The sequence below is a fragment of the Rubinisphaera margarita genome (assembly GCF_022267515.1).
GTDB classification, from domain to species: domain Bacteria; phylum Planctomycetota; class Planctomycetia; order Planctomycetales; family Planctomycetaceae; genus Rubinisphaera; species Rubinisphaera margarita.
The window spans coordinates 644,971-658,888 of the sequence record NZ_JAKFGB010000012.1 but is presented as its reverse complement, the minus strand read 5'-3'; the positions used below and the strand labels follow the sequence as shown (position 1 = coordinate 658,888).

8 protein-coding genes are annotated in these 13,918 nt (G+C 54.1%); 2 read left to right on the top strand and 6 right to left on the bottom strand.

Annotation, left to right across the window (positions count from 1 at the left end):
- Window positions 1-22: 22 nt before the first annotated feature.
- The 4 genes from L1A08_RS11025 to L1A08_RS11010 form a co-directional block, all read right to left on the bottom strand.
- Entirely contained in the window at window positions 23-3,250 is a 3,228-nt protein-coding gene (locus tag L1A08_RS11025) for an efflux RND transporter permease subunit (RefSeq protein ID WP_238756449.1), read from the bottom strand.
- A complete protein-coding gene (locus L1A08_RS11020; RefSeq protein WP_238756448.1) occupies window positions 3,247-4,401 on the bottom strand; it encodes an efflux RND transporter periplasmic adaptor subunit in 1,155 nt (384 codons plus the stop codon). Before L1A08_RS11020 ends, L1A08_RS11025 begins: the two co-directional genes overlap by 4 nt.
- Before the next feature lie 367 nt (window positions 4,402-4,768).
- On the bottom strand, window positions 4,769-5,404 hold the full coding sequence (locus tag L1A08_RS11015; protein ID WP_238756447.1) for a TetR/AcrR family transcriptional regulator: 636 nt from the start codon (window positions 5,402-5,404) through the stop codon (window positions 4,769-4,771).
- Between the two features lie 568 nt (window positions 5,405-5,972).
- Complete coding sequence (locus L1A08_RS11010) at window positions 5,973-7,679, bottom strand: efflux transporter outer membrane subunit (RefSeq protein ID WP_238756446.1); 1,707 nt, start codon at window positions 7,677-7,679, stop codon at window positions 5,973-5,975.
- Window positions 7,680-8,061: 382 nt separating this feature from the next.
- Between L1A08_RS11010 and L1A08_RS11005 the strand changes: the two genes are divergently transcribed.
- Window positions 8,062-9,309 carry an efflux RND transporter periplasmic adaptor subunit gene (locus L1A08_RS11005; RefSeq protein ID WP_238756445.1) on the top strand — a complete coding sequence of 416 codons (1,248 nt, stop codon included), beginning with the start codon at window positions 8,062-8,064 and terminating at the stop codon, window positions 9,307-9,309.
- Window positions 9,310-9,341: 32 nt separating this feature from the next.
- Window positions 9,342-10,574, top strand: a complete 1,233-nt coding sequence (locus tag L1A08_RS11000) for an ABC transporter permease (protein WP_238756444.1) — start codon at window positions 9,342-9,344, stop codon at window positions 10,572-10,574.
- Here L1A08_RS11000 and L1A08_RS10995 read toward each other — a convergent pair.
- On the bottom strand, window positions 10,560-12,539 hold the full coding sequence (locus tag L1A08_RS10995) for a TolC family protein (RefSeq protein ID WP_238756443.1): 1,980 nt from the start codon (window positions 12,537-12,539) through the stop codon (window positions 10,560-10,562). The two genes, L1A08_RS11000 and L1A08_RS10995, sit on opposite strands and share 15 nt — an antisense overlap.
- A gap of 53 nt (window positions 12,540-12,592) precedes the next feature.
- The gene (locus tag L1A08_RS10990) at window positions 12,593-13,339 is read right to left on the bottom strand and encodes an ABC transporter ATP-binding protein (protein WP_238756442.1); all 747 of its coding nucleotides are present in this window, start codon (window positions 13,337-13,339) and stop codon (window positions 12,593-12,595) included.
- Window positions 13,340-13,918: the final 579 nt, after the last annotated feature.

Genomic DNA, 13,918 nt, shown 5'->3' with positions numbered 1-13,918 from the left:
CAAATTCCATTTCCTGGACGGACTAGATGGCTGAGATCTGTCCTGGCTCTTTGCGAGTCAACAGAATGAACAAAGGAGGAATGATCGCCAGCGATAGAACCGTTGAAGCCATCAAACCGTAAATCACAGCGCTACACAGCGGCTCCCACATCGGGTCACTCAGCATGAGCGGAATGAGGCCAATGATCGTTGTGATACTTGTGCTGAGAATGGGCCGCAGACGATCAGCGCCACCACGGGCGGCGGATTCTTTCACGCTCATTCCCTTTCGCAGGTGCTCGTTCATGGTCTCGACCATCACGATGGAATCGTTGACCACGATTCCAATCAGAGAAATGATTCCAATCATCGCGGTGAAGGAGAACGCCATGTCAGCAACATAGAAACCGGTAAAGGTTCCAATCAACGCCATCGGGATCGTCATCATGATGATAAACGGCTGCGTGAAGCTGCCGAACAGCAGCACGAGGAGACCGAAAACCATGAAGAGGGAGATAAACATCATCTGTCCAGCAGAGCCGAACGCCTCCGCAGCTTCCTCGGCCTCTCCTCCCATATGGTACCCGTACCCAGCCGGCCAGGTTTCAGAAAGCTTGTCGAGTTTCGGTGTGAGTTCATCCGTAACTTCCGAAGCAACCCTGCCTTGCACTTTGCTTGAAACGGTGATCGATCGCTGACCATCTTCCCTCGTTATAGAGAGCGGAGCCGGCTGGAGCACTGGTTCAACGACAGCCATCAGCGGAACAGTTTCCCCCGTCGGGCGATAAACTCGCATCGAAACGAGTTCATCCATGCGGGTCGGTCCACCCAGGTGACCGTTCCTGCTGGGCCAACTGGTTCCCATGCGGATATCGAGATCTTCATCGACACCATCGACGGCAAATCGACCGACCTCCTGAGAATCCATCGCATAACGAACCTGGCTCGCCAGCTGGTCATGCGTGATATCGTAGAAATCAAGCGCTTCGCGGCGTGGTAGTAATCGAATATCAAGGCGTTTGTTGCCAAGATTATCTCGTGCATCGATTGTACCTGGAATCTCCGAAATCTCCGACTGAACCTGTAACGACAGTTCCCGAAGCTTGTCCATGTCGTCGCCGACGATCTGCAGTTGAACAGGATCGCCAGATGTTGGTTGTCCGGTATCGGCAGCGAGACTCACGCTGGAACCGGGGAAATGACTCTCCACGGCCTCTTCGACTTCGGCGCGAAGATCATCTGTGTAACCGTACGCGGGTAAGTCCCTGAGTTCCCGAGCAACGAACGTGCAGGAAAAGCCCACAAAATAACTTCCGGAACTCGGCTGCAAAGCATCACCCAATGATGTTCTAGCCATCGGGCTCTTATTGCCCACCAGCTTGACGACGCTTTCGAGATAAGGCTTCTCACGCAGAATTTCACCAATCAGATCGGCACACTCCTGAGAACGATCGAGTGTAGTTCCGGCCGGAAGTTCCACAGTGACGCCCATGCTCAACCCATCTCTCGCTGAGTACATCAGCGTGGGCAATTGCAGGAACAGCATCGACGCACCTGCGAACAGAATAAGTGTGCCTAAGACCCATCCGAAAGCGATCCAGCGATTACATACCGTCGTCGCCAGGCTCCAACGGTAGAGCCGACGTGAGAGAGCCGAACTGATGCGGTCGACGAACGTCTTACGATCATCCTTCGCCTTTAGTCCGCCTAACAGGTATCGCGAGACTGGAATATCGATCAGGATTGCCACAATGAAGCTGATGACCAGGCAACTGATCATCGTCACTGGAAGAATACGGATGAATTTCCCCGATGTGCCTGTGATTGCTATCAGCGGGACCAGTGCCAGGATTGTCGTTCCCTGTCCCGCCAGAGCAGGAACCGCGAACCGTTTCACAGTATTGAGCGCGGCCTGACCGAAGGTCATATTCTCGACAAAGATTCCATCGTGCAGCCCTTCCATCATCAGAATAAAGACATCGACCAGCAGCCCGAGCGCAAGCACCATTCCGATCAAAACCATCTCGTTGAGCGTGTAACCCAGGAACCAGATCGTCCCCATCGCTCCCAGAAATGTCAGCGGAATCGACAAGCCGGCAATTAGCGCCTCGCGCCACGTTAGCATGAAAAACAACACCACAAAGACGCAAAGCATTGCCTGCCAGGCATTGTCAAAAACGCGCATCAGAGATTCCCAGATTTTCTCTGACTGGTCCGTCGTGATCCGATACTGTAACCCGTGCGGCCAGTCCGAGTCGCTCTGAAGTCGTTCCAGTTCGGCCCGGGCATTGGCAATGGCTTCGACAGTATCGGAACCGGGCGCTTTCGTCAGGGACATTTCAATGGAGCGCTGGTATGGTTCTCCACCCCAGCTCAAGAATGCTCGAGACGATTCGCGTTCCAGGTCGCGGCGGACATCGGCCAGTTCTTCCAGCCGGATGACCCGTCCGCCATCGATCCGCGTGATCGGAAGATGCTTCAGGTCTTCGAGATCACGAAATCGACCGAACAGCCGAAGTGTCGCGCCGAGTGCATCGCTTTCGATCTCGCCCCAGGGCATGTCCTTATTGGCGGCCTGAATCTGATCGCGAATCACCGTGGGCGGTATACCGAGAGCCGCCAGCCGATCTGAATAGAGTTGGATTCGAATGATCTCTTCGCGGAGTCCTCCGATGCGAACTTCATTCACGCCTTCCACACGTTGCATCGATTTTTCAAGATTAACTGCGGTGCGGCTCAGAACGGCTGCGTCGACATCTCCATAAAGCACGACACTCAAAATCGGCGCGTCATCAACAGATACCTGAGTGACCTGTGGCTTCTCAATTTCCCGTGGCAATTCCCCGAAGGCGTCGTCGACTTCCACGCGGAGCAGCTGCATGGATTCCGATAAATCGGCTTCGGCCTGAAACTCGACAGCGATAATCGAATAAGAATCGAAGGAGGAACTGCGGACGCGCTTCACACCCCGCATGGACATCACGGAGGTTTCAATTTTCTCGGTGACTTCCTGCTCAATCGATTCGGGATCTGCGCCCGGCCAGACTGTAGTAATCGTTGCCTGAGGAATTTCCAGATCAGGCATCGATTCTTTGACCAGAGAATCGTAGGCCATCAACCCCCAGGCAATGAACAGAACCAGCAGGAGCAGGCCGAACACGGGACGAAGAATAAAGAACTTCGCCAATGTGGAAGCATTTGCTTCGTCCGGCACATCGTGCTGTGCATGTTCGTTCGCAGAGAACTCATCGTCTATCTGTCTTTCACTCACCGGGTAATTCTCCCGATTGAGACAGCATGCTGGACGCGTTCCCGGGTTTCGATGACCCGGACGGGACTGCCATCAACGAGCCGGTGTCGGCCATCGATGGCCAGTCGTTCGCCTTCCTCGACCCCGGAGACGATCTCCAGACCGGCAAGCCCCTGGATGCCGGGAACAACTGCGCGACGGCGCGCGATGTTTCGTTCATCAATCACGAAGACATACGGACGATTCTCTTCATACAGAAACGCGTTGAACGGCGCGACGATTGCATCCGGCTTGTTTTGAATTTCGATCCAGCTCGTTACGAACATTCCGTCTCGCAACTGATCGGCTCCAAGCACCGTACGGATCTGCACCTGCACGGAACGTCCACCCGGGTTGACAGCCGGGTTGACCGAGAAGATTTCTCCCTGTGCTGTCCATAACAATTCCGTACGAGTCCCATCTGAGGGAGGAGTTCCCGAGACCGTTTGAATCATATCGGCTTCGGAACTTCCGCCGGTCATGATCAGCACGCGGAGTCCGGTTTCCAGGAGTCCCGAATCGAACGCCGGAATGTTGACGGTGATTTCAAATTCCGTGGGATCGATGACCACAATGGGCACTGTCTGCAAGGCTTCCGCTTCGCTTGTCGTCTTCACGTTGCTTTGCATGAAATAGTAACCCTCCTCAACGTTGAGGTAGGCAATGATTCCGTCAATCGGTGAGGTGATCTCAATCTCTTCCAGCGCCAGCGTCGCCTGTCGCAGGCGAGCTTCTGCTGCCGCAACGCTCGACTCGAGCGAGAGCAGCCTGGTCTGAGCGGCATCTCGCGCCGCTTCGGAATTCTTGACATTCGCCTCGGCTTCATCGTATTCCGCTCTTGATGTTGCCTTCTGGTCGAACAGTCGTTGAGTTCGCGCGAATTGAGACTGGGCAAGCTGGTACTGGGTCACCGACTGCTGAATTTCTGCTCGTGCGGCTTTAAGTTGCGCATTCGCTTCGGCGACTGCCGCTTTGGCGGAGTCGATCTCACTTTGAGATTGACGGTCATCAAGCCGAGCCAGGCTTTCACCCTTCTTGACGGTTGCTCCTTCGCGAAGATCCTTGCCGTCATCTCCAGGCCGGACATATGTGACGCGGCCGGCACGATCGAACGTCAGATATTCGCGTCTCACCGAACGAGCCGTTCCTTCCGCAAAAAGCCATGCTTGCATCGGCCGTTGAACAGCCGGTGTCACACTTACCGATTGGGGTGGGCGCTCTGGAATTTCAATGGCCTCAGCGGCAGTTTTCGCAGCCTGTCGTTCCTCGATAACTCGATAGAGACCCCAGCCAATACCAGCCAGAACCGTCAGGACCAGGATCGGTTTGACGACTCGACTCCAGAACACACTTGGCTTCGCAGTCATAAGTCAACTTCTGTTGAATTAATCGCTTCGCGGAAAGAGGCCGAAGCGCCTTTTGGATGGGATCTCAGCATCGGAACACGATGAGCACTAGCCGAACAATTCAAGAAAGATCGCGCTCGTAACCATCGCGAAGTCAGCGGACTTCGACACCTTTCAGAAAGATGTCCATGGCGTGTTCCATGCGCTCGAGCAGGCCGGTCGTATCACCTTCCAGGCAGCCGTTCACTACGGTTCCGAACATCAGGTCACCATAGGTATTCGTCAGCGCGTGAGCGTCCATGACTCGAAAGATGCGACCGTCAGCCACGGAGCCGAGAAACTCATCCATGCCGGCCCGCGTTTGCTGCTTATGAATGAGATGGGAAGGAAATACCGACGCCCGAAAAACGGCTCGTTCCTGCAGCATGATTTCGACAGCATCCGGGTTCTGTGCATAGAAGCCGGCAAACGCGAGTGCAATTTGACGGAGCAGTTGCCCCACGCCCTGGGTCTCAGCGAACTTCAGTGCAGTCTCATCATCGCCGATTGCCTCGCGAATGAACTGGCTCATCAATCGTTGGCAATAGCGAGCGGTTTCCAAGAACAATTCGTTCTTGGTATTGAAGTGCCGGTAAACTGTTCCCTTGCCAACACCAGCAGCGTCCGCAACGTGCTGAACGTCCGTTTCATGAAATCCATCGGAAGCGAACTTCTTGAATGCAGCCCGCAGGATTGCCTCCCGCTTTTGCTCCACATTCGTCGCTGTTTTCGATGTATTCTGTGCCGTCATCTGAGATTCCCTTTTATGAAACGGACTGGTCCGTCATTTTTCGGGAGAATAGGACGGACTCGTCGGTCCGTCAACGGCAATTCCCACAGAGATGTCTAAGCAATTTCCAAAGGACAACAGTTAAGTGGCGTATTCTGTGTCAGGGTACCAGGTTAGGGAGAAACTGAATGGGCAGGCTGGCCGATGATCTTCCTTGCGTCAATGACCTGACCGGGACGACATCGAAGCGGTCGGAATTCCAGGTTCCAGAAATCCGGCAGCGGTTTGGACTGGAAGCAACCTCCATCGGTCGCAAAGCAATGGCCGGTAATCCAGGGCCCTGGTTTACGGCAATAATCGTCACAGCCATGGAGCTTGACCGGACATTCTGGGTGCGGGGACGGTTTGCGACAGTAATTGTCGGGATGGGTTGGGACAATTACTTTGTAACAGTGATCGGAACATGCTGGGTTTTGTGCAGCGGAAATGTCGCAGGACATCGATATTCCGACGACACAATACGCGATCAAAGCAATGGAGAATTGTCTTAGGAACGTTCGCATGTGATCCACTTTTGGTTGGCTTGGGCTCAGTTCGTGTCGGTATCGACGGCAGGCACTGATTCGACCGGAAAAGGCTGAGGTTCCTCTGGCACGACAAGAGCGGGTGGAGCGAGCTCAACACCTGAATTCCAGTCGCGATCGATTTCGAGATCGATACGAGTCGGCTGATCGGGAAGTGAGAATTCAGGAAGTTGTGTGTTCCCGGGCGGACAGCTGCCGCGCGGGTCAGCCCGAAGACGAAGTTCCCAACCCCCACCCAGAGCGCGGTACAGCTGAATCAGACTGCGGCACACATTTCCTTGAACAACAGCCAACTGGTCCTGCAGAGAGACCAGGAATTGCTGAAGGGTAAACAGACGGTTGAAGTCGAACTCCCCTTCGTCGTAGTTCACTGTCGCAACCCGTACGGCTTCCGAAGCTTCTCGAACACTTTCTTCGAGCAAGACAGCTTCGTTCTGAAACCGTAGAAACGCGACGATAGCATTCTCGGCTTCTTCATTTGCCAGAAGAACGGTTTGCTGATACCGCGTGACCAGCTGTTGAAACCGGACGTCCTGTTGATAGATATTGTTGCGGAGTCGTCCATAGTTCAGAACATCCCAGCGAAATGCCGGACCGATCGAGCCGGCCCAGGCGTCGCCGCCAAACAACCCTCCAAACGAAGGCGCTTCCAATGACAAAGAGCCATTGATGCTGATGTGCGGATACAAGGAGCTTTCCGCAATTCCGATTTCCGCGTTCTGGGCGGCGGCTTCGCGTTCGGCGCGGCGGACATCGGGACGCCGTAAGAGAAGGGCTGCTGGAACATCGATCACGACTTCACGTGGAGCCCGGGGAATGACATTCACTCCAGACGTAACATTCTGGTTCATGATGCATTCAAGATCGTGGGGAGGCATCCCTAAAAGCACGCAAAGGCGGTTGCGCGACTGTCGCAGAGAGATTTCCAGTTCTTCCATGATCGCACGAGTTTGCGCCAGATTGGCAGCAGCTTGCGGGGCGTCAATTTCTCCCCCTTTGGCACCGGCGTCAAGTTTCCTCGCCGCAATCCGAGCGCTCTCCGTCTGCAATTCCACGTTCTGACGGGCGAATTGCAATCGTTGTTCTGTCGTGCGGAAGTCGACATAGGTTGTCGCGGTTTCCGCCAGCAACAAGACCAGGACGTCGTCATAGTTTTCAATGGACGAATCGAGTTGAGCGTCGGCCCGTTCGATGGCTCGGCGAAAGCGGCCCCAGAAATCGAGTTCCCAAGCCAGACGGCTGCCAAATCTCCAGGTACTGGTTGATCGTGGGCCTGGACCGAATGCACCACTTCGAAGATTTCGTGTGTAATCTCCGAACAGTTCCTGTTGTTGGGGAAAGATGTTCCCTGCCACAACATTCCGTTGATATTCGAATTCCATCACACGCAGCCCGGCTTCTCTCAACGTGAGATTCTGGCTGAATGCGCTTGTGATGAGATGATTGAGGGTCGGGTCATTGAATGTTGTCCACCAGGCCGAATAGTCAGCATCGGCGACATTCACACGGGGATCGGCATAGTCGATCCAGTCATTTGCAACAGGGGCGACGGGGCGACGATAGTTGGGCCCCACCTTGAATCCGTTCTTGATATACTGCCGAAAGCCTGTTTGACATCCGCAGAGTGAAACAACCATGAGAATGGTTGCGGCAATGGCGAGTTTGTCCAGAGGTGGACATCTCTCGGGCAGTCCTCCAGGCTGTGCAGACATTCGTAACCTCCCTGATACGATGTAAGGACGGAAGAACCGCCTATCAGCGAGTTATCGGGAAAACTGCGGCTGCAATCGATCCTCCAATGGCTTCTGCTGCTATAAATATGCAGATTCTTTCGATTATGCCGATTGGGGTGGAAACGCCGTCTGCCATCCGAGGGATATCCTTGGAGCAGTCAGGGTGAATCATGGATACGAGGCGTAACTCTGTTTGAATCTGACCGCGCAGCGTCCGAAGTGATTTTTGAAACCGCGTTGCGGTTCTCGGAGTAATCAAACACGTTGCCGATTGCGCACCCCGACTCCGAGGATAGATTCACGGAGGTCAAGATCATCACATTTGCGCTCCGCGTTTCGGCTCAATCGCTCTACAATCATTATGCGACTTCTCATCAAGCTGACGATCGTTCTCCTTCTCCTGGGAGGCTTGGCCGCTGCTGCTTACCAGCCGGCGTTGGAGTACTGGGCGGAACGAAACCGTCCCCAATTTCGGACTTCGAAGACCGAACAAGGGGAGATCATTGAGACCATCAACTCAACGGGTAGCATCGAACCAGTGCTCTCCGTGCATGTCGGCTCCTTCGTTTCCGGGCCGATTGAAGCTCTGCACGTCGACTTCAACGATGAAGTCAATGAGGGAGATCTGCTGGCTGAGATCGATCCACGAATCTACAAGGCCAGCGTGGAACGCGATCGCGCTGCATTGGCGACGCGGCAGGCCGACTTACAGCGAATCCGAGCCCGCTTGCAGAATGCAAGTAATGATGAGCAGCGGGCGCTGGGACTAAAGTCCGACAATCCCGAGTACATTTCCGACACGGAACTTGATCAGTATAAGTTCGCCCGAATCGGACTTGAGGCGGAAGTGCTACTGGCTCAGGCTTCGATCGATCAGGCAAAGGCCAATCTGGAGAACTCACTCGCGAATCTGGAATACACCAGAATCACTTCGCCGGTCAGTGGCATCGTCATCGATAAGAAGATCGAACCCGGTCAAACGCTGGCGTCACAATTTCAAACGCCAGAACTGTTCATCATCGCACCCGACATGCGGGAAGAGATGCACATTTTCGCCTCGGTCGATGAAGCGGACATTGGGGAGATTCGGAAAGCGAAAGAAGCAGGTCAGATCGTTCAGTTCACCGTCGATGCTTACCGCGGCGAGCTTTTCGAAGGCCAAATATGGCAAATTCGATTGAGCCCAACGACCAATCAGAATGTCGTCACCTATCCGGTGGTCATTTCTGCCTCGAATGCCTCTCTAAAACTGCTACCCGGCATGACGGCGGATATTTCCTTTCAGATAGAACAAAAGAGTGACGTTCTTAAAGTGCCCAATGCCGCCTTGCGGTTTTACCCCGCAAGGGAACACGTCCGCGCCGAAGACCATGCCATCATCGATGGAACTGCAAACAGCAATGATGCCGACGATCGAGATGTGGCGCCAGCCAGTCAAAAGGCCTCGGCCGACGAGAATCGAAAGAAGCGGCATGTCTGGGTCAAGGACGGTCATCTCCTCAAGGCGATTCCTATCGTGACCGGAATCAGCGACTATAAGTTTAGCGAAGTTGTTTCCGGCGAACTGAAACCTGATCAGGAACTCGTCGTGGGACTGGAAACGAAATAGTGCCGTCGGGATCTGGATCGAGCGTTTGAAATATGATCACATTCAGGATCGCAATTCGGGCATTGCTGAAAAACAAGCTTCGGGCGAGTCTCACCGTTCTTGGAGTGGTGATTGGCATCGCAGCCGTAACGACGATGGTCTCCGTTGGCCAAAGCGCGAGTGCGCTGATCAAAGGACAATTCGAGACCCTGGGGACCAATCTGATTATGGTCATGCCCGGTTCAAGTCAGCGTGGTGGGGTGCGTCAGGGAACCGTTCCCAGTCTCACCTCGGATGACGCCATTGCAATTGCTGAAAACTGCGCCGATGTCCTGGCGACCTCCCCCATTGTCGGCACGAGTGGCCAGGTGATTTACGGGAACAACAACTGGAAACCAAAAGAACTGTTTGGAGTCGGTCCAGACTATCTGCTGGTCCGCAATTGGGATTTGCGACTCGGGGGATTCTTTACCGAGCGAGAAGTTGGAAACTCCGACAAAGTCTGTGTCATTGGACAAACGATTGTTGAGCGCTTGTTTCAGACCACAAGTCCCTTGGGAGAAACGATTCGGATACGCAATATCCCATTTCGTGTCATCGGAATACTGGGTACAAAGGGGGCGAACATCGTTGGCGACGATCAAGATGACGTCGTGCTCATGCCTTACACCACTGTTCGTAAGCGATTGAACGGTTCAGGTTTCAATGAAGTGCATCTGATCATGGCTTCGGCTCGCACTGTCAGTAACATGAAGTCCGCGGAGAATGAAATCCGCAATCTCCTGGCCGATCGTCATCGAATCGCGCCGGGGCAGCCAAATGATTTTCAAGTGCAGAACACAACTGAGATTGCGAACATTCTGGGAGTCATTACCGGATCGATGACAGCCATGCTGGCGGCTATCGCCGGAATTTCCCTGCTCGTCGGCGGCGTGGGCATCATGAACATCATGCTGGTTTCCGTGACGGAGCGAACACGCGAGATTGGAATACGCATGGCGGTTGGTGCGCGCAGTCGCGATATTCTACTTCAGTTTCTGGTGGAGTCGGTTCTGCTCTCCTGCATTGGCGGGATTATAGGCTTTGCACTGGGAATTGCTGGTTCAACTGGAATTACGATGCTGATCAATGCATATTCCACTGGAGTCGATTGGCCTGTCATCGTTTCGATCCCGGCCGCGATTACCGCAATTCTTTTTGCCGCCGGTGTTGGGGTTTTCTTTGGCTTCTATCCGGCCCGACGCGCCAGCCAACTCGACCCCATTGATGCGTTACGGTACGAATAGTGGATCGGTCGACGGAAATGGCGCGGTCTCTGCCGGTTTGGGATCAGATTCGATTGATTCATTCGGTCGGTCTTTCTCGAATACGGGCGGCTCGAATAACGGCAAGGGATTCCGATCGTCGTTCGTCTTCGACGGCAGATCGATTCGTCGATTTCCCAAGCCATCTTCGATTGGATTTTGTAGATCGAACGACTGTTCAGCAGGTTCATCACCTGCGGGGTAACGCGGACTATTTTCCGTGGGAGGAATGGCTGCGGGATAGCAAGCCTCGGAAAAGATGCCGCATGGAGCGATGAAGCACTTTCGTTCCTGATTGAACCGCACTCCGTGTGCCTCAAGAATCGTGCCTGTTTCCAGTTCCAGATTGGCGAGTTCCGTGTTGTACTGGCTCAATGACTGCGCTTCAGCACTGACGGAGTTTCCCCAGTCGGTAATCGCCTGTAGAACATTCAGAAAGATCGTACGACCATTCACGAACTCCGCCTGCTGCACTAGCAAATTCTCCTGAGCAGCGGCCCGAGCCTCTAAGAACGCCTGATACTGTTCGTAAAATTGATCCTGATTGCGAATCGTCAGGGCGATCTGATGCGTCGCACTGTGCAGTCCCTGGTCAAGATTAGCTCGATCCCGCGCGACGACCAGTTCTTGTTGCCTCAATTCAGCCCGCCCTTGCCGTAGCCCCAATGGGACCGAAAAATTCACGCCGAGCGTCCAGTCGGTGTACTCACCACCGTCTGTCGAAATTGTTGATCCGGACGGGGTGCGTCCCTGCAGACCATCCCAGCGATAGGAAGCGATTGCATCAAGGCGTGGTTTGGCGCTGTTCTCTGCAAGGATGACTCGTTGATAGTCGGCTTCGATGATGAGTTTCAGCTGGACGATGTCGGGACGATACCGTTCGGCCAGCGAAATCAGCTCCGCCCACTCGAAAGAAAGCCTCTGTGAGTGTGGGGGAGTCAACGGAATCACTTCCCCAACATCGACCGGAGAGAGCCCCATTATATTCAGCAAGGCAGCTTCCCGCTGCAGCACATTCGCTTTCGCTGCAATGAGATTGGCGCGAAAATTCGCGAGCGCAACCCGGGCCTGAGAGACATCGCCCAGATCGGCTAACTGACGCCGTTTACGGGCCAGTTCACGGTCATAGGCCTTTGTGGCCTGTTCGACCTGCTGTTCTCTTGCCCAGCGATCGGTTCTGGCAAACACCAGCGACCAATACCCTTCGATAACGCCTCTCACCAGATCCTGGACGCTCCCTTTCAACTGAAAAAATGATCGCTCAGTTTCGATACTGGCGATCAACACTGGAGCGAGGTTTGCCTCGACACCGCCGCCCTTCAACAGGGGTTGGACATAACTCAGCTCGGTGAAGCTATTCGTCTGCGGATTGAGAGGAAACAGTCCAGGATCGATATCGGATTGACTGACACCGACCCGAAGTCCTGTCGTACCGCCGAGAGCATTCAGATCCGTCAGGCTGCCGTCCAACACGTAGGAATCAGTGTCGGTCCCCACGATACGAGCTCCCGGATCAACGGGAATAAATATGCCGTTGGCCTGCTCATTCTGTGAGAATGTATTATTGATGGAAAGATTCGGATCGAAGCGACCACGGGTCTGGTCAATTGCGGTATTGGCGATACCGGGATCGTAGATTGTCTGTCCTGAGGAAGCCGCCCTGTTGCCAGCAAGCACCCGAATGACTTTTGAATTGCTCAGGGCGATCCGAATGGCTTCGTCCAGCGACAGCTTCAAGTCTTCCTGCGTGTTGTCCAGAAATGAGACAGTACGCGGGTCTGCATAGGACGGCAGCGGAGTGAGAGGAAGTGATTCGGGCGAACGATAAGTGAGATGTCTAGACTCGGGAATGACCACAGCTCGAGCCTGACGGGCATTTCGGCAGCCTGTACAGACGAGTCCCGAAATCAGCAGAATGAGAACAGCGATGGCTTTGAAGGAAGACATACTTCAGTCATCGCATTATATGCCGTCTGGTTTGCATGTTTTCATTGCAACGGTCAATCGTTTTCTGACATCTCGATGTCTTCGCGCGATTGTAGGGATTCCATGGCCTGATCGAAGTCGCGAGTGTCGGCGACAATTTCCCCGTCGAGTAACACAATCGTTCGATCCGCATTGCGAGCAACGTTCTGATCATGGGTAACGATTATAACGGTTAGGCCGTTATTGCGATTCAGTTCGCGAAAGAGATGGATGACTTCCCGGCTTGTCTTCGAGTCGAGATTCCCCGTTGGTTCGTCACCCATCAGAATCGACGGCTCGTTGATCAATGCCCGCGCGATCGCGACTCGTTGCTGCTGTCCCCCGGACAGTTGACTGGGATGGTGATCCATCCGGTCACCCAGCCCCACGCTCTCCAGCACGGCTTTGGCACGTTCGTGCCGTTCGCGGGCTTTTATCCCTCTGGTATACATCAAGGGTAGTTCCACATTCTCTAACGCCGTGGTCCGCGACAACAGATTGAAATTCTGAAAGACGAAGCCCAGGTGCTGATTGCGAATTCTCGCCCGCTGGTCTTTGGTCATTGTGACGATCTCTTCGCCATCCAGCTTGAAGCTTCCGCTCGTGGGGCGATCCAGGCATCCCAGCGTGTTCATCAGCGTCGACTTGCCAGAACCGGATGGACCGATCAGAGCGATGTACTCGCCGCGTTCAATTTTGAATGTCGCACCATTTAGGGCGACGACCTGGATTTCGCCCAGATCGTATACCTTGCGAACATCTTTTAATTCGATAAGAGCCATCAATACCTGCAGCAGATCGAGCCGCGGAAACATCCATACAAGGAAAAAGCAGAACACCGGACGCCTCAAAGGACAATAACATTACCCGCTTCCGGTTGGATTCAGTTTCAGAGATCCCCCAGGGCGCGATCGAAACTGCCAGACCGACTGGTCATCACCGCGATGACTGTATGCCTGCGCCAGACATTGATCGCCCTCCGGCCCGCTGCCAGATCCGTGAACGCCCCGCACGCCAAACACTCGCAGCGAAACTGGCTGTTGAACATTTCGATCTGGCCACTCTGCCACAGATCGCATGGCGAACCACAGCAATGTACTTTCTCGGTCAGCTCCAGCCTGAAGTGTATCCTGGTTCGCTTCCGTTGCGCTGTGGTTCGCAGGGAAGCGCTGCTTGGATAGCTAAGAAAAAGTTCAACGGACCGCCCACAGACGGCCCATTGAACTTCAGAAACGTTGATAGTCCGGGGTGACTGAATCGGGAACTGCTGCTGGAGCAGAATCCTGGTCAGCTCTCGTCTCGTTACCCCTCCTGATACCAGCACAGAATCACAATCAGAATTACCAAGGTGCAAAGTTATT

Coding starts and splice junctions, on each gene's coding strand:
- L1A08_RS11000 (WP_238756444.1), top strand. CDS start 9,342: ATGATCACATTCAGGATCGCAATTCGGGCATTGCTGAAAAACAAGCTT.
- L1A08_RS11005 (WP_238756445.1), top strand. CDS start 8,062: ATGCGACTTCTCATCAAGCTGACGATCGTTCTCCTTCTCCTGGGAGGC.
- L1A08_RS10995 (WP_238756443.1), bottom strand. CDS start 12,539: ATGTCTTCCTTCAAAGCCATCGCTGTTCTCATTCTGCTGATTTCGGGA.
- L1A08_RS11015 (WP_238756447.1), bottom strand. CDS start 5,404: ATGACGGCACAGAATACATCGAAAACAGCGACGAATGTGGAGCAAAAG.
- L1A08_RS10990 (WP_238756442.1), bottom strand. CDS start 13,339: ATGGCTCTTATCGAATTAAAAGATGTTCGCAAGGTATACGATCTGGGC.
- L1A08_RS11010 (WP_238756446.1), bottom strand. CDS start 7,679: ATGTCTGCACAGCCTGGAGGACTGCCCGAGAGATGTCCACCTCTGGAC.